The 17,130-nt window shown below is 59.1% G+C and carries 17 protein-coding genes; 9 read left to right on the top strand and 8 right to left on the bottom strand.

Translation table 11 applies throughout. The annotated features are described in order from the left end of the window. Positions 1-146: 146 nt before the first annotated feature. Positions 147-998 (bottom strand): SDR family NAD(P)-dependent oxidoreductase, encoded by an 852-nt coding sequence (locus tag ATN00_RS10070; protein ID WP_062064358.1) that lies wholly within the window; start codon positions 996-998, stop codon positions 147-149. A 145-nt stretch (positions 999-1,143) separates the two neighbouring features. Here ATN00_RS10070 and ATN00_RS10065 point away from each other — a divergent pair, with 145 nt between their 5' ends. After that, complete coding sequence (locus ATN00_RS10065; RefSeq protein ID WP_062064357.1) at positions 1,144-1,980, top strand: SDR family NAD(P)-dependent oxidoreductase; 837 nt, start codon at positions 1,144-1,146, stop codon at positions 1,978-1,980. A gap of 36 nt (positions 1,981-2,016) precedes the next feature. On the opposite strand, the gene ATN00_RS10060 is transcribed toward ATN00_RS10065, so the two are convergent. From ATN00_RS10060 to ATN00_RS10035, 6 genes are all read right to left on the bottom strand, one after another. Then, the gene (locus ATN00_RS10060) at positions 2,017-3,411 is read right to left on the bottom strand and encodes a GntR family transcriptional regulator (RefSeq protein ID WP_062064355.1); all 1,395 of its coding nucleotides are present in this window, start codon (positions 3,409-3,411) and stop codon (positions 2,017-2,019) included. Between the two features lie 262 nt (positions 3,412-3,673). Then, positions 3,674-4,129, bottom strand: coding sequence for a YaiI/YqxD family protein (locus tag ATN00_RS10055; protein WP_062064353.1), 456 nt, complete (start codon positions 4,127-4,129; stop codon positions 3,674-3,676). A 100-nt stretch (positions 4,130-4,229) separates the two neighbouring features. Next, positions 4,230-5,039 carry an SDR family oxidoreductase gene (locus tag ATN00_RS10050; RefSeq protein ID WP_062064351.1) on the bottom strand — a complete coding sequence of 270 codons (810 nt, stop codon included), beginning with the start codon at positions 5,037-5,039 and terminating at the stop codon, positions 4,230-4,232. Positions 5,040-5,121: 82 nt separating this feature from the next. Then, entirely contained in the window at positions 5,122-6,390 is a 1,269-nt protein-coding gene (locus ATN00_RS10045) for a hypothetical protein (RefSeq protein ID WP_062064349.1), read from the bottom strand. Beyond that, positions 6,383-7,495 (bottom strand): NAD(P)H-dependent amine dehydrogenase family protein, encoded by a 1,113-nt coding sequence (locus ATN00_RS10040; protein WP_062064347.1) that lies wholly within the window; start codon positions 7,493-7,495, stop codon positions 6,383-6,385. Before ATN00_RS10040 ends, ATN00_RS10045 begins: the two co-directional genes overlap by 8 nt. Positions 7,496-7,508: 13 nt before the next feature. Then, entirely contained in the window at positions 7,509-8,669 is a 1,161-nt protein-coding gene (locus ATN00_RS10035; RefSeq protein WP_062064345.1) for a sulfotransferase, read from the bottom strand. A gap of 35 nt (positions 8,670-8,704) precedes the next feature. Between ATN00_RS10035 and ATN00_RS10030 the strand changes: the two genes are divergently transcribed. Both ATN00_RS10030 and ATN00_RS10025 read left to right on the top strand, forming a co-directional pair. Beyond that, complete coding sequence (locus tag ATN00_RS10030) at positions 8,705-9,526, top strand: TetR/AcrR family transcriptional regulator (RefSeq protein WP_156415259.1); 822 nt, start codon at positions 8,705-8,707, stop codon at positions 9,524-9,526. 73 nt (positions 9,527-9,599) lie between these two features. Beyond that, positions 9,600-10,514, top strand: a complete 915-nt coding sequence (locus tag ATN00_RS10025) for a helix-turn-helix domain-containing protein (protein WP_062064342.1) — start codon at positions 9,600-9,602, stop codon at positions 10,512-10,514. Between the two features lie 62 nt (positions 10,515-10,576). Here the strand turns inward: ATN00_RS10025 and ATN00_RS23940 are convergent, their stop codons facing one another. Continuing rightward, the gene (locus ATN00_RS23940) at positions 10,577-10,870 is read right to left on the bottom strand and encodes a hypothetical protein (RefSeq protein WP_231746448.1); all 294 of its coding nucleotides are present in this window, start codon (positions 10,868-10,870) and stop codon (positions 10,577-10,579) included. Between ATN00_RS23940 and ATN00_RS10020 the strand changes: the two genes are divergently transcribed. From ATN00_RS10020 to ATN00_RS09995, 6 genes are all read left to right on the top strand, one after another. Beyond that, positions 10,869-13,100 (top strand): TonB-dependent receptor, encoded by a 2,232-nt coding sequence (locus tag ATN00_RS10020; protein WP_231746447.1) that lies wholly within the window; start codon positions 10,869-10,871, stop codon positions 13,098-13,100. The genes ATN00_RS23940 and ATN00_RS10020 overlap by 2 nt on opposite strands. Positions 13,101-13,194: 94 nt before the next feature. Then, the gene (locus ATN00_RS10015) at positions 13,195-14,238 is read left to right on the top strand and encodes an ecdysteroid 22-kinase family protein (RefSeq protein WP_231746446.1); all 1,044 of its coding nucleotides are present in this window, start codon (positions 13,195-13,197) and stop codon (positions 14,236-14,238) included. Between the two features lie 60 nt (positions 14,239-14,298). Further along, positions 14,299-14,655, top strand: coding sequence for a nuclear transport factor 2 family protein (locus ATN00_RS10010; protein WP_062064338.1), 357 nt, complete (start codon positions 14,299-14,301; stop codon positions 14,653-14,655). Between the two features lie 92 nt (positions 14,656-14,747). Further along, positions 14,748-15,110: a hypothetical protein gene (locus tag ATN00_RS10005; RefSeq protein ID WP_062064336.1), complete on the top strand. Its 363-nt coding sequence runs from the start codon at positions 14,748-14,750 to the stop codon at positions 15,108-15,110. Between the two features lie 59 nt (positions 15,111-15,169). Beyond that, positions 15,170-16,357 carry an aromatic ring-hydroxylating oxygenase subunit alpha gene (locus ATN00_RS10000; RefSeq protein ID WP_257720665.1) on the top strand — a complete coding sequence of 396 codons (1,188 nt, stop codon included), beginning with the start codon at positions 15,170-15,172 and terminating at the stop codon, positions 16,355-16,357. A gap of 19 nt (positions 16,358-16,376) precedes the next feature. Further along, entirely contained in the window at positions 16,377-16,892 is a 516-nt protein-coding gene (locus ATN00_RS09995) for a nuclear transport factor 2 family protein (protein ID WP_062064332.1), read from the top strand. Positions 16,893-17,130: the final 238 nt, after the last annotated feature.

Below are 17,130 nucleotides of genomic sequence, written 5' to 3'. Positions count from 1 at the left end.
CCATGAACATCTTTATCCTCCCTTTGTGCCGACCTATTCTTGCACCGAGACTCTTTTACTTATCAGTAATGCTAAACTATAATCGGACGTATCGTCAAGCATGAGATGATAAACAGGCCAACCATATTTTTACGGCGTGCCAGCCATCACCCGTAGAAGAAATCCATCAGCTTCGTCGTATGTTCGACCCTCGCACGCCGGAGCGATGGAGAAATGAGCGCATTGGCCTGATCCGCCGCGCGATCGAAAACCAAAGTGGGACCAGCGCCAATTTCATCCAGCGCCCAACGTGCAATATCATCGGGCGCTGCGAGGTTCACCGATTCGGGAGAAATTTCACGTTCAGCCAAAACCTTCCGCATTTTCGGCGTGTCGGTGGACCCGATCACGAGATAGGCGACGTCAACACCCACGGGCCGGAGTTCGGCCCACAGCGACTCGATCAGATTAAGGGCATAGGCCTTGCTGGCGCTATAGACGCTCAGACGCCCGGCGCCGCCGAACGCAGCGTCCGAGCCCACCACCATGACACCGCCACGCTTTCGAGCCGCGAAACGCGCGCCGAAACTGTGACATGCTGCGGTCAGCGTGTCGATATTGCGGCAAGTCAGTGCCTGCCAGGCACCGAGATCGCTGGCCAGAAATGCCGTCCCAACCGTATCTCCGCCCGCATTCAAGACGAGCAGGCCGATGTCGAGCGAATCAGCCACCGCATACAGGCGGGCGCCAGCATCGGCGGCGGCGAGGTCGATCGGATGGCATCGCGCCTCGACGCCGAAATCGCGACGCAGTTCTTCCGCCAATTCCGTCAGCTTATCAGCGCGACGGGCCACCAGCGCGCAATTCATGCCACGGCGAGCAAGCTCTCTGGCAAATTCCGCGCCCAGACCGTCGGATGCTCCCGCAATCAACGCCCAGCCACCATAACGATCCGTGAAATTCGCCGTCATCATCCGCTCCGCATGTTCATTTTCCAGTCGCCGCATCTTCGGCGCCACGCATGGCTTCTGTTTGCCATGCTCGTACGTTGCTTACATCAAATCTAATAGAGGCTCAGCATATCTCCCGATAGGCGTCACTAAGACTGGCCTATTTTATTTCTTGCAGGCAATCAAAAAATCAATCGAGAGGAGCGGAAGCGAAATGAACCGACTTCAGGGCAAGACCGCGGTGATCACCGGGGCAGGATCGGGTATCGGCAGGGCGACGGCGTTGCTCTTTGCAAAGCAGGGCGCAGCGGTCGTCATTGCCGATCTGAATGGCGAAGCGGCAAAGGCCGTGGCGAAGGAAATCGTGGAAGCTGGCGGGCGCAGCCTCGCGCTGACGATCGATGTCGGCGAGGAAGAGCAACTTGGCGACATGATCCAGCGGACGGTCGACGAATATGGCACGATCGACATCCTGTTCAACAATGCCGTCAATACCGCCGCGGGCAAGCGCAAGCCGGATGTGAGCTTCCTGCAATTCGACAAGGAAACCTTTCACGACGTCGTCAATGTGAATGTGCTGGGCGGCGTACTCGCCACGCGGTTCGCCCTGCCCCACATGCTCAAACAGGGGCGAGGGTCGATTCTTTTCACGTCGTCCACCAGTTCGCTGGCGGGCGACGTTTCGCAATTCTCCTATGGCGCATCGAAGGCGATGGTGAACTGGTATGTCCAGACGATCGCCACCTGCTTCGGCGCGGACGGCATACGCTGCAACGCGATCATTCCGGGCGTGATCGAGACTCCGGCGATGAAGGCCTGGGCGAATGGACCGATGCATGATGCATTCATGAAGCTGCAGAACGGACCCCGCCTCGGGCTGCCCGAAGATATTGCGGCGATGGCACTGTTCCTCGCGTCGGATGAAGCCGCCTATTGCAACGGCGCGCTGTACAAGGTGGACGGCGGCATTACCGCGCAGTTGCCGTTCGCGCAGCTACAGCGGGATTTCCTGCTGCCTGAGCGGGTGAAGAATACAGGCAACCCGGCCTGACCGGACAAAGCGGGCCGTGTGAGATCTGGTAGAGCGTCAGACGGCGCTCACCGGATCCGCATAGCGCGTGAGCTGGATCAGGGCGCGGCGGGCGCGACCGGTATCATAAGTCGTGATGCTCTCCGCGAGCGCATCGAAACAGGGATTGAGATCGACATCGGGAACATTGTCCCGCCCCCTTTTCGGCAGCGCCTGCACCAGCACTTCGACCCAGATCGATAAAGCAGCATTTCCCGATGCCTGACCGATCGCCATCACCAGTTCAGGGGCGATGATGCCGGGCTTTTGCCGGGCGGCGACGGCAAGGCCATCCCGCACCTGCCCGATCCGCTGCGAGGTCGCCCGATCGGGTATCTGGCTGAGGCATTCCAACAGAATCTGGGTAAGGAAAGCGCGAATATCCTCCGGTGGCATCCGCGCCTGCTTCAGATAATTGGTCGCGCGGCGGATTGGCGCCGCGGGGTTGCAATCACCGATGAACACACCGCCGCCCCGGCCCGGTCGGGTATAAACGGTTGAGCATTCCTCCAGCATCTTCGTCGCCTGACGGAGCATCGCCGAACTCACGCCATAACGCTCCATCAGCTCTGAAAAGCCGCCGAGATGAGCATCCGGTTCCCAACGCCGCAATCGTACCTCGTGCAACAATTCGCGGCTCAGCCGGTCCGCGCCATGGCGCCCGGCCGTGACATCGACCAGATTGGGACTGTTGAGCGAAGGGGTGAGCGGACGGTGGCTTTCCATGCCGCGCCACGCGTGCCAATCGACGGCGAAGCGGATCTGGCGATTGCGAAACTCGAACAGCGAACTGATGTCCCCGGCAACGAGCGCCTCCATCGCCTGCAATGTAAGCGCCCAATATTCGCCCCGCCGCCGCGTTTCCGAAACGTTCATCGAAAAGGGGATCAGGTCTGCATTGCATTCCATCCATGTATGATAAGCAAGCAGGGTCGCCGAATTGCCAAGTGCGCCCAGAGCGCGCCTGAGCAAGTGCCAATGGGCGCGCCCTTGCGAAAATTCGTCGACGGCCATCGCTTCCATTTCATCGGCCATGGCGCGGATGCTGTCGCACTCCGCGAGATCGAGACCGTTGATTCCGCTTGGAAGCACCGTTGCATCGGTCGCCTTCACCAGCCGGAGCATATCGAAGAAATTGCCGAGCCGGCTGCCAATCGCAATCGCAAGCATGCGGCCGACCGGTCCAGGATCAGGTTCCATCACGATCAGACCGCCGCCCACCCCGCGCTTCATATACGCAACGCCGCGCTGCTCGAGTATTCTTGCGGCCTGTCGGACCGTCGACCGACCGGTCCCGTGGCGCGGTCTCAACTGATCTTCCGTAGCGAATAACGATCCGGGTTCAGGAAAGGTCGCCGCGATGGCTTCTTCGATCTCGTCGGCGAGGGCGATGCCATTGCTGGTGCTTGCCATGGTGATCCTTGGGGGTGTGCAACAAATGATTATTGGAGAGAGGTTGATGGATGCACAAGGTCTTTTGTGCGCGGATCGCAGCCAACCGCAGTTCCCGTCATGCCCCCGGACCCCGGCCGTGCGTGAAGGGGAACGGGAACGGCCAGAATGCGGGCTCGTTCTGGCTGAGGGAACCGAAATCCAATCTGCTGCCCCCCGCGTCCGTGAGGAGCCAGATCGAAGGCGCAGACACAATGTCCAGCGAGGGTCGATGATCTGCGACTTACCGCCGGAGCCGCCCTACCGCCTCATCCAGCATCGAGAGGAAGCGCGATCGATCCGCCTTTCCAAACGGCGGCGGCCCACCAATGCCATCCCCGACCGCCCCCGCGCGCAAATCCGCCATGATCGCCCGCACCGCAACGGCATTGCCAATGGAGGCACTGGTAAAGAGCTTCCCAGTCGGAGCGATCACCGTCCCGCATCCTGCTTTCAGACATCGGTCGGCCAGCAATATGTCAGCGGTCACGACGATAGAGCCCGCCTCCACATGCTCAACGATCCAGTCATCCACCGCATCGAACGCATCGCTCACCACCACACGTGAGATGAGCGCATGCGCCGGGACCCTGATAGGACTGTTGCTGACGACGATGACGGGCACATTGTACCGCCAGGCAACCTTATAGGTCTCGTCCTTTACGGGGCAGGCGTCGGCATCGATGAGGATTTGGGGCATCCAAGAGATATAGAAGGGATCGCCTGTTAAGGGGAGAAACTTCTTCCAACGAGGATGAAGATCAGCTTTGGCCGGCTACACGTGCAATTCCCAGTGGAAATCAATAGTAGATCTCCATCCGGCCGCCATCGACAAGCATGTACTGGCCGGTGATATAACTGGCACGCGCCGAGCACAGGAAGGCGCACAAACCCGCCACCTCATCCGCTGTCCCGAAGCGCTTCATCGGAATGCGATCGATCAGGCCGGCCATGAACTGCTCGAAGCTCTGATTCACAGCCTGCGCGCAATCGCGGAAAAAAGCCTCATACTGCTCTCCTGTATCGATGAAGCCGGGGGGCACCGTATTGACCGTGATACCGAACTGCGCGAGTTCGTCGGCCACGCTGCGGCTGAGCCCGAGGCCGGCCGGCCGCACGGTGTTCGCCAGCGCATAATCGAATCCCAGGGTCGCACGGCGGCCGGGCAACCGTCCATGCCCGGACCCAACCGTCACGATACGGCCCCAACGGCGCTCCTGCATCGCGGGAGTCACCGCGCGGACGAAATGCGCGAAGCTCGTCACCACATTGTGGAATGCGCCGTCGAAATCCGTATCGGCGAACTCCGTGAAACGACCGGGCGGCGGCGCAACCGGCGAGAAAATGGCGATATCCGGCGCATCGTAACACGCGCGCGCGGCTTCCACCATTCGCGGATAGGAAGATGGATCGACCAGGTCCGCAGAAAAGCCCGCAGCCTCTCCACCTTCGGCGCGGATCGCCGCCACCGCCTCGTCGATTCCTGCTTGTCCCCGTGCCACGATAAGCACGCGGCAACCGTTACGGCCAAGCTCTTCCGCGATAGCGCGGCCGATGCCATGCGAACCACCAGTGACCAGCGCCACCTTACCCTCGATTCCCAAATCCATAGTTTCCTCCTCTCGGTCAGCGCACACGCATCATATTCTTTTCGCACCTAAGCGTAGTGTCCAGCCATAACCGCAAGCCCAATCACCCAAATCGGCCGGAATAGTCGGCGAAGCGTCGCTCCCGCTGTTGGGCGCGGGTAACGGCATCGATCACCGGCGTATTCACAGGCAGGACCGACCGCAGCGCTTCCAATCGCACCAGCTGGGATGACGCGCTGCCTTCAAGCTGAGCGCCGGGCGGAAGATGTTGCCAGCGCACCAAAATGCAGCCGCAGGCATTGCCGCTGCCATCCAGCCAGTTGGGCACGCCAGGATCGCTAGCGGAAATCACGAAGCGATAGCGGCCATCCGCGTCGGGCACGGCCTGACTGTGGTTCAGGCAGCTAATATGGTGCCGATAGTCGTAGGACAGCATCCACATATCGACGATCTGGACGCCCAGATAGCGCGCGTCCATGCGGTCGAGCGTCAGGACCAATGCCTCTCCGTCACCCAACCGGTAATAACCGCCGGTCGCGCATTGCGTGATCAGCCCTCCCCGGCTGCCCGACGGTAGCGGATCGTCCACCTTGTTGAGCGGCCCGCCCTCGAACATGCCATGCTGGATATTCTCCAGGAAAAAACCGGAGAGAATGCCGGCCAGTTCCGCCGCTCGAACGGCTGCAGTCGCCGGATCGAAATCGTCTCGTTGCGGCGCATCTGTGCGCTCGATCGTGAGAGCAGTGGGCCGCTCTACGCTCCATTCTGCCATGGAATCGCGCACCATCAGCGTCCGGGCGCCAGCAATCGTCAGATGGTTGCGACGGCTGCCTGACGGAGTCGCATCGGCCGTGATAGCAAAACTGCCATCCGGCCCCACATCGATCATCGAAGCGCCGACATAACCGACCACCTCGGCCGCCATATGTTCGCCGACCTGCGCGGGCATGGCGCAGATGCTGAAATCGCAGGGCGGCGACGCCGCAAAACGCCCCTTGATGCGGTAGGTGCAGCCTGCGTCGATCGTGGAAAACCGGTAGATATTGTCGCAATTGTCCTGGCCGAAACGGCTGCCGGGAACGTCGAGTCCCATCCATTGATGGTCGAGGACGATACTCCACACGAACCGGGGGTGATGCGGCGTCTCGTTGGCGACCACGAGACAGCAATGGAAGAGATGCTCCTCCACGCTGTTTCGGATCAATGCGTCCTGATCCGCAAGCTTCGCGTTGCGATCGGCACGGAATAGCGCCAGCATCGCGCCGCGGGCCCCGGCGATTGCATCGGTCTGGAATAACATCATGGCGCGCTCCTCGACCAGCCGCTGGTCAGCGGTGGCGAGAATGCCAGACTTGACCGTGACATCAGACATGGCCGGACTCATGCTGCGTGACGGCGGACGCAGCCGCTCGTCCGACATGGAAGGCGTCAACGCCCCAGAGCGGCGGAACGGCGGCGAGGGTCAATATCCCCGGCGCGGCTGCAACCACATAGGGGACCGCGTGAATGGCGTGCATGGCGGTCGCCATGCAGGCGTCATCCGTCGGCATCACGCTATCATGTGCGCCGATCTCTATGCGTGCGCGGATTTCCGGTTCGCCCTGCATCTCCAACAGCCAGCCATGGCCGCGCGGCCATTGAGGCGCGAGATGATCGGCCATGCGCGTAAAATGCTGCAGGACGATCCGCACTTCGCCGCCGGAAATGACCCGCACGCCGAAGTTCATCGCGCCCACGGTGCCCGCCCGGATCGTGCCCGCCGCGACATTCAGGTCCCGATCGGTGACGATCACATCGCGAAAATTTTCGATCCGGTCGATCGGCAACCCTAGTGCATCGGCCATCAACATCCCGGAATGGCGCCATGTCTCACCGACCAGTTCCACATTGGCGAAGGCAGGCGTCGGGTCGTCTGGCGCGAAGCCGAAACCCATCAGGTCAAACATCTGGTAAGCGCTGGGATATTTGTCATAGGCCAGCGTTTCCGACGCGATCACGCAGTCCACCCGCCGCGCCAGCTTCGACATCAGCAGAGGCAGTGATTCCGCGAAGAAACCGGGCATGATGCCAAGACCGTGAAAAGTCGTGCCGCCATCCATGCAGGCTTTGGTGATCGCCGCTTCTGTCTCGGCTCCCAGCGACCTCGGATAAATGAAATTGGCGGCCGTGGTGACGACGTTTTTCCCCGATGCCAGCAACGCGCAGATGTCAGCGATGCTGCCCGGCACGTCATTCTCCGCACCAGCCAGGAACAATACGCAATCCGCCGGTGTGTCCATTATCTGCTGGCGGTCATTTGTGGCGACGACACCCAACGGCTCGATGCCGCAAATATCACCCAAATCGCGTCCGACCTTGTCTGGATTATAGACAAAAGCGCCCACGATCCGATAATTCGGCCGCTCCGCGACGGCACGCACGACCATCCGTCCGGTATGCCCGGTCGCCCAATTGATCACGCGCAATGGCTCGATCATGCTCTGTGCTCCATCAGATCGAGAAACGGTCGCAATATTCGGCGAATTCACGACGCAGCACGTCCTTTTCCAGCCCATATTTCTCAAGCGAGTATTCGAACTTGCCGTAACGGTCAGCGCGGTAATTGGGATCGCGCATGCGGACGTTGATACGATCGGCATAGGCATCAGTGAACGCAATGCCGTGGGCATCATAGATTTTCTCGAACACCGGCACCGGGTCCGTCACCATATCGCTGAAGCGGATATGATGGAGCCGGGGATCGAACGTAGCTGGATTGTTTAGGATATGCTGCACCCCGGCTTTCAGCTGCGCCACCAGTTCGGTCGGTCGCACATTATAAAGATCGCCATTGAATGGCCCATATTGCAGCGACAGCAATTCCAGCAGCGACGCCACATATTCCTCGGGCGGGCGATGGATCCAGAAACCCACCATGTCCGGAAACACTTCCATCACGGCTTCGGGTATATAATGGTGGATCACGCCCTTTCCGATCCAGCGGCGGGTCGGGGTCTTCCACTGGAACTGCTTGAGCATATTTTTGTAAAACCGCAGCGCCTGCACCGGATTGCGGGGCGGCAGGCTCTGCGGCAGGCTGGGGACTTTCAGATACCAGAGCGGATAGGCCAGGTCGAAATCAAGCGAATAGACATATTCGTCTTCCGCCTCCGCCTCCCCCCGCTGATCGAGATAGGGGTGCGCCGACATCATCCTCGGCGACTTGCCCACCATGAAATCGACATAGGCATTCTGTTCGGCAAGGGCGGCGGCATCAGCCGCCGCATCCAGCCCGCGCGGCGGCGATGGATGCTGGACATCGCGATAGCGCGGCGTGCGATGACCATCGTCCATTGCCAGAAGCATCTGCGTAAAGGTGCTACCCGCCCGCGCGCTGCCCAGCACGAAAAAGGGCTGAACGATCTCCTCTTCAAGGATCGCCGGGGTCTCGGCCCAGTCGCGGGCAACCTGCAAACGCTTGACCACCGTCTCCGTCATCTGTTCGACTGCTGCGGGATAATCAGGTTCTCTTATGCTGCCAAAGCCATTGAACAGGCTGATCAGATAGTCGAACCGCTCGTGCAACGCATCATCAGCATAGTCGCCCAGACCGCTACGCGCCTTCGCCGCCGCGAAAATATCCTGGGCATCCAATTGCAGCCTGATCGCCATTCACCCTCGCCTCTTTCGATTATCGCCTTTTGCCGGTGGCCAACCTCGCTGGCCACGACCTATGGCTAAGGCGAGGCGCGGTGGCAGGTAAAGGCCGCTCTTTTTACACTCGGTCAGCGTCCGGCATCGCCTGCCCCATCGTTGGAGAGGCCATCGCGCTCCCCAGGGATGTATTCTGGGCAAGAAGCAGAAAAGATCGGGAGAGTGGGATGGCGGACGATAGAAAGGACATGCAGGGAAGTGATCGCCACAATAGCGCGGCCACGATCCTTTCAGCGGCACGGTCCGAGTTCGGCCGTCATGGCCTGAGCGGCGCCCGCATTACGAATATCGCGCAGAACTCCGGCAAGACCAAACAGCTCATTTATCATTATTATGAATCGAAGGATGAGCTGTTCTCCCAGGTCATCTGGGATTGCCTACAGCAATCGATGCGTAACATGCGCGCGCAGGCTTATGACAGCCTGACGCCGCCCAATGCCTTGCGTTTGTTTCTCATTACCATGTCCGACCAATACCGGCTGTTCCCCGACTGCATACCGATCATGCTGGATGAGAATATCCATGGCGGCATGCATATGCGGCAGCACCATCAGATCAGGAATGTGACCCAGCCAGTGGTCGACATCTTTGCAAACATCATTGCGCGCGGAGCGACGACCGGTGAATTTAAGCCGGACCTGCATATCGAGCGACTGTTTGCGGCGTCGCTGTCGATCCTGACGACCTGCTTCTTTTGCGGCGGCGTTCTCTCGGCCTTTCTATCGCTGGATCTGACGTCAGACGAAGGCATCGAATCCTGGCAGCACTATGCCGTAGGATTAATGTTGGATGCAGTCGCGAACGGGACCTCGTGACCAGGAAATGAAGGGGCTTTGCCCATGAGGTGCTCGACGAGGGGAATGAAAGTGCGTGGGGCGGAAGAATAAGATGTCCGGCCATTCCGGACGCTCGCATAGGGCCTTGGAGCGGGGCTGGCAGATCATCCCGAACGACACTTCGCTGTCGGCGCTCCTCGAAAGCATCCACATCGCATCGGCCTCATATCAGACACTGGCCATTTCTCGAGGTCGCGACCTTCACCTGGACGACCATCCGGACGATACGACTCTCGTCTTCGGGCTGACGGTTCTGTCCGGCGAGGTGGAGATATTACGAGAGGGAGGCTCGACCGAGCGACTTCAACCCGGCGATTTCGCGCTATTGACCGACGGAGCGCCATATCGCGTCGAGGTGGCCGATGATAGAGAATGCCACCTCAATTGCGTCGTCTACGACCTGGGCAATATCGGCCCGCACCCCATCCTGCACCTTTTGCCTCCCACCGTCATCATTCCTGGGATCAAACCTTGGGAATATGCTTGGCAAGCGGATATCTCCGATTATCTGATCGGCACGAAAAGCCCCCTCCCCTTCGTGAATGCATCGATCAACCGCCGCCTGCTGGAGGCCACGCTGATGGGCGTGATCATTCAGTACCTGATGCGAAATCCCTGGCTCCAGCGGTACATCGACAGCGGCGCGCCCTCCCGCATTGGTGCCAGCCTGCGCGCAATCCATCTGGAACCTGAGAAGCCATGGACCGTCGCCTCGCTGGCGCATCTGGCAAACATGTCGCGCACCTCCTTTGCGGTTCACTTCGCGGAATGCCTTGGCGAAACCCCTGCGCGATACATGACGCGTTTCAGGCTGGCCCGAGCATGCAACCTTCTTCGCGGCGGCCTGTCTCTCGCGGAAGTCGCCTACCGGTCCGGCTATGGGACCGATGTTGCGTTTTCGCGGGCGTTCAAGCGCGAACTAGGGATATCGCCCGGCCGCTTTCGGGCACAGCATCACCGCAGTTGAACGTATAATCAAGAATGCCGCTGGCCGAGTTAAGGCTTCGCCGTTGTTTCCTGTCTGCCTTGTCATTTAAGCACATCGGGATGGTCAGCGAATATCTGCTGCCCATTTACAAAAGGAATGGCCGCGCATGACGGCCCGCGAGGGGGAACGATGTTTTTGAAAGCCGGACTGGATTTTCGCGCTGCGTTGATGGTGTCCGCAATATATTTGCTGCCAGCGTCCGCTCTTGCCCAGGAAAATACCCCTCCTGCGCTGGATGCCTCGGCCGCGAACGACGACATTGTGGTCACCGCACGCCGCTCCGAAGAAAATATCCAATCGACGCCGGTTTCGGTCACCGCATTCAACAGCGACATGCTCAGAACCGCAACGATCCAGAATACGGCCGACCTCATGATCAAGACGCCGGGTGTTTTCCTGGGCGGATCGGGGAGCCGCGAAAATTCGGTCTTCGTCATCCGCGGCCAATCGAAGGCGCTTTCAGGCTCGAACGCACCGGCCGTTGTCAGCTATTTCGCCGATGTGCCGCAGCCCACATTTTCGAGCGGACTCGCTGTCTACGACATGGCATCCGTACAGGTCCTGAAGGGTCCGCAGGGCACGCTATTCGGTCGCAACACGACCGGGGGAGCCGTACTTTTTTATCCGACCGCGCCGACCTATGATGTGGGCGGCTATCTGCAACTGGGCTATGGCCGGTTCGACAATCGCCAACTGGAAGGCGCGCTCACCGTTCCGATCGTACGGGACAAGATCTCGCTACGGCTCGCAGGCCAGTATCAAAAGCGGGACGGTTACACCAAGAACATCGGCATCGGGGGCGATTTCGATGACATTAACTCCCGCGCGTTCCGCGCATCGCTGCTGATCGAACCCGTCGAGGGGGTCAAGAACCTGACCATCTTCGATTATTATCGAAACTCGTACAATGGCGATGGAACCGTTCTTTTCGGCGTTGTCGACCAACCGGGACTGATCGACCTGCTGGGATTACGCGAAGCGACCCTGGCCGAATTGGCGCGTCAACGCGCCCGCGGACCGCGCGTGGTCGATAACGACGTCTCTCCGACTATCAGTCGAACACGCCGGCTGGGCATCACCAATCGCACCGACATAGATCTCAGCGATAGCATGAGTTTCACCAACATATTCGGGTATCGACGCACCACGGGCATCGGCAATTACAATGTCGACGGACTGCCGCTTCTCACCTCCACCGGCAATCCGGAGATCGGGCTGCCCGCAGGAGTGAGACTCACCTTCATCAATGGCGGTTCGATCAGCCGGGTCGAGCAGTTCACCGACGAGATTCAGCTTAAAGGGGATGCATTCGGCGACCGAATCAACTGGCTGCTTGGCGGATTTTATCTGAAGAGTCGGCCCTTCGGACCGACCGGCGGCGGCAATTCGGTCGGCCAGCCACCACTTCCGGGTCAGACTTATCCGCAGAATTTCCCGACCTATAACTATGCTTTCTATCGTGAAACCAGCCGGGCGCTGTTCGGAAACGTCAACATCAACCTCGATGACATACTATCCGGCCTGCGTTTGAATGCCGGCATCCGTTATACGTGGGACAAAGAGAGCTCCTGCACCGCGACTGATCTGAGCACCGGCGGCACGCTGAGCGAGGATATCTGCGTGGAGGGCACCGACCCTCGGCTCATCATTCCTACCGTCAATTACGCCAAATCGAACGCGCCGACCTGGACGTTGGGCTTCGACTGGCAAGCCACCCAGAAACTCTTCACCTATCTAGTCACCAGAAGAGGCTATCGGTCCGGTGGGATCAATACGCCCACCTTCGGTGGCAATTTGTTGCCCTACCAGTCCTTCGGTCCTGAGCGGGTCACCGATGTTGAGGCCGGTATCCGTTCGGATTGGGACGTAGGCGGGGTCAAGGTCCGGCTAAATGCGTCGGCCTTTGTGGGCTATTATGACGGAGTCCAGATCGCGTTGAGCGGAGTGCGGACAAATCCGGGCTGCACGGTCGGCGCCCCGGTCCTCGGTCAGCCGCCCTATTCGCCGGATGGCGACTGCGATCCCAACAATGATCCGCAGTCCGGGACGCTGCTCGTCAACGCCGGAAAGGCACGGATCGCAGGCCTGGACTTCGATGGCAGGATTTCGCCCACGAGCCACCTATCATTCACATTCGGCGGAAACTTCCTCGACCCCAAAACACGGTCCTTCAACGCGCCAGCGGTATTTACCGCTTATCTGGGGAGCCGTGAGATTCCCTTTGACCTCGTCGCGAAACGAACCATTACGCTTGGCGCCCAATATCGCCTGCCGCTGGGAGACAATGTCGGCGAACTGAATTTCTCCGCAGATTATTATGCATCCAGCAAGCTGCCCTATGTCGACACTTATTTGCCATCCTATGACGTGGTGAACATGCGCCTGGACTGGAACGATGTCGGCGCCCGGCCTCTGGATCTCAGCGTTTACATGACCAATGTATTCGACAAAAAATATCTGCAGGCTGGCACCGTGTCGGGAGATACGGTCGGGATCAACGCGGGAATATATGGCGCGCCTCGCCAGTTCGGCTTGACGCTTCGGTATCGGTTCGGCGAACGTTGAGGAGAGGAAAGCAATGACAGTTATCCAGGATACAGCGACACGGACCTATGGTCCCTATGCCCGCCTTGCTCCCATTCCCCGAGACCTGGAAGGTGTGACGGCCGAATGGCTGGGCGGGCTGCTCGCAAATCGCTATCCCGGCCTGTGCATCGAGACGATGGAAACAGTCGACTTGCACAATTCCCATACGACTAATTTACGCGTGGCAGTCACATATAATGATGCAGGGAAAGCGGCGGGCCTGCCTGAGCATCTTTGCCTCAAGGCTAACTGGTCGGGTCAAATCATCAATAATAATACTGACATTTGCGAACTCGAAGCCCGATTTTATTATGAGGCCGGATCGATGCCGCCGCTGCCGGCGGCGAGATGCTATTATGCCGATTGGGATGGCGATGGCAGCGGTCAAGGCGTGGTCGTGCTCGAAGACCTTGCCGATGCCGGCGGCAGGTTCGGACATAGTACGGACCTTTTAGGGATCGAAGGCGTCGCGCGAGCCCTGGAGGACCTGGCCAAGCTCCATGGTGCATGGTGGGGAGATGAACGACTTGGTCAATTGGCCTGGTTGCCCCGATCGATGGATACGCCTGTCGACACGGACCAGATCGCTCTCATGCGGCCTTATGTCGATGCCAACCTCAAAAGCGGCATTTACAACGATGTCCTGCCGCCATGGATCGTCGAAGATCATTCCAGGCTGGATCGCGTGTATGCCAAGCTGAACAAATGGGCCCGCGAACAGCCCGGGCCGTTCTGTCTGGTTCACGGCGATTCCCATATGGGCAATACCTACATTTACCCCGACGGCCACCGTATCTGGTTTGACTGGCAACTGTGTCGGGTCGGCCATGGCATGCGGGACGTGAACTATTTCATGATCGCTTCACTCACGATAGAAGAGCGCCGTGCCGCTGATCGGCAACTGCTCGATCATTATCGGCAAGCACTCATTGCGACCGGAGCCCGCGACGTTCCGGATCGCGACGTCATGTGGGATCATTTTCGTCGCTGGCCAGTCTATGGAATACAAGCATGGTTACAAGTCGAGGAATGGTGGGGCCAGAACGGGCGTCCACCCACGGAGCGTTTCTCTGCCGCGATCATCGACTACGACTCTGCGGGCCTCTTGGGCGCCTGAATCTCATCAAGCGATTGGCCCGGCCTATGGCCGGAGCCGCCGCCCTGAAGGAGACTCCCTATGTCGGAAGCAAAGGCTATCGTCCATCGATATGTGCAGGCCGTTATCGATGGCGATCTTGAAACGGTCGAGGGGCTTCAGCACCCAGACGTTCAATGGTGGATACTTGGCGTGGGCGACATAAATCGTGACAGCTACACGGCTTCGGTGCGGGACAGCCTTCTCACCGCCTCGACGCGCTCGGTCAACGTTACCGGCATCACCGCAGAGCGCGATCGGGTAGCATATGAGGCCGTAAGTGAAATGATGTTTCCCGGCAAAGTCCATCGGGATGTCAACATTCTGATCATTCAGGATGGCCTGATCATCGAGGGAAGGGAATATCTCGACCCTCGCGCCGTGGCGGAGAATATATAACGGTCGGCGGATCTGGCATATTACCGCGTTCTGAGACCATTTGGCGCTCCAGTCGGAACGTCACAATTGAAGCATCGATTGGAGGTTGTGCCATGGAAGTGGCGGCAGAGACGAATATTCTCCCGTCCGGCTTCGCCGACCTGCTCCAATTCCGGGAGTGGGGAGAGTTGGAGACACAGGCCGATCGCTATCTAAAGAGACAAACGACGGCATTGGATGCGCTGCAAGAGTTTTACGATGCCATCACGCCCCGACTGCCAGCAATCTTTGCATTGCTTGATTCCCGGGCGCCGGGCTCTCTTGCCGGCCCGGAGGAACGGTTGTTCCGCATGACGCTCGGGCTGGCGGAAGTCGCTCAGGCGGTTGAGACATTCCATCAATCCACTGTGCCACATATGCGATCGCCACACCGTGTCGACATGCGGACTATCGGTCCAAATGGAGCGATATTGTGAGCGCCATCGGCACGCTGGAAACCGGGGCATTGCAGTCCGGTCTGGATTTTCCTGCGACCATGCCCGCGACTCTTTCGACCGACGACACCAATTTCGCCCGTGAACGTGATCGCCTGTTCCGCCGCGCGTGGCTCGCCATCGCACGGGTCGAGGATGTCCCGGCGCCATACGATTTCATGCGCTTTGCGATCCCGACGGTCGGAACCGCTGGCATCCTCGTGCGCGATGGCGACGGGCTCCTGCGCGCTTTTCACAACAAATGCTCCCATCGCGGCGTTGCGCTGGTATGTGAAGATCGGGGTAATGCGACCAGCTTTCGTTGCCCTTATCACGCCTGGTTGTATGACGTGGACGGTGTGTTGCGCGGCATCCCGGATTCTGGCTCGTTTCAGCATGTTGTGCGGGCCGAAAACGGACTGAAGCCTATCGCGTGCGAGACATGGAACGGGTTTGTCTTCGTGAACCTGGCACAAAACCCGGTCCCGCTCTTGGATTTTCTGGGCCCTTTCGGCGATTTGTTCGAACCGATACCCTTTCACGAATATCCGACCGGCGTCGAAATGACCCAGACAGTCCAGGGTAATTGGAAGGGCATGATTGATGCCTCTGGCGAGGGCTATCATATATCGTCGCTGCACCGTAGCACGCTGCATCCGCAAGTCGCGGTCATCGAAAACCCGTTCCAGGATTTTCACGATCCCAGATATCTCGGCCTACACGCCACGGCCACCCTGGGCCGAAATCCCGAATGGCTGCCCACCACCCCTGTCGCGCGTTTCGTACTCGAGACAATCCAGCAGGATTATCTGGAAGACCTGCGCCGGATGGAGGCCAAGCAAGGGATCGCGGGAGCGCCGGCAATCAATCGGATTAACCTGCCGAATTTTCAGATCGAGGCCATCACGCTTTTTCCCAATAGCCTCATCCAAATCATTCCGAACGGCTATTTGTGGATGCAATATTGGCCAACCGCAGTTGGCCGAACCGAGACAAGCATTCGGCTATACGGGCGGAAGGCGCCGCAAACGCATCGCGAGATTTTCGCAGCAGCGCATATTCAAGCGCAGGCGCGAGATGTCATCACCGAAGATATCGCGATGGTGGAACTTCAGCAGATCGGCCTGACCTCCGATCCCGAGGGTCAACAGATATTCGGCGGCAGCGAATATTTGTTGCTGCGTTTCAACAACCTGATCGCCCGCTTCATTCAGGCAGACGATCTGTCGAAAATGTTGCAAGATCTTTAAGCTAGGAAGGAATCGACCCATGACGGACAGCCGCACCATCGCATGGCGCTGGATCGAAGCCGCCGTGGGTGGCGATGGCGAAACGCTGCGAACATTATTCGCGCCCGATTGTCGCATCTTCATCGCCGGGGACATGCCTTTTTGCGGCTGGATGGATGTCGATGGATTTTTTGGACAGACCTCGATCCTTCCTCTCGCCGGGCCCATCACCTTCGAAGTCGGCGAGATGGTCGCCGAGGGTGATCGCATCTGGTTCGAGGCGCAAAGCCACGCCCAGTTGAAGAACGGCGCAGACTATCGGAACATCTACATCTTCCAACTCCGGATCACCGACGAGCGGATCGTCGAATATAAAGAGTTCGGCGACACCTTGCATATCTGGCGCGTGATCGAAGATCCGCAAACCCGCGGGCCTGCCATTCCGCGCCAGCCTTTGCTGACGACTATCAGCCGCGCCTTTGTTGGCAACGCCATCGGCGAAAGCGGACGGGGTGACGTCAACCAGCCGGAAAGCCTATCACCTTCCTCCAGGTGAATTTTTTGATGCCGAACCTGTTCATACCATCATCGCCTCATATGCATCGAACATCTGATTCACGATGGCAACTTTTTCAGTGCGATCCATATCACCGTGGACGCCATGGCGCCTGCTCTGATGGCGTTTTCAAAACAGCCTGTCATGCTGACGCATATCGCCCCGATTTACCGTCAATGGGGTATAGCCTATTATCGGCGTCAGCCGGGGGCCGCGCATTCGAGAGGAAAACGTCAGA

The organism is Sphingobium baderi, from assembly GCF_001456115.1.
In the GTDB taxonomy this organism is placed as follows: domain Bacteria; phylum Pseudomonadota; class Alphaproteobacteria; order Sphingomonadales; family Sphingomonadaceae; genus Sphingobium; species Sphingobium baderi_A.
Note: the sequence above shows the minus strand (reverse complement) of the source record. Positions and strands in the feature narration are given on the sequence as shown.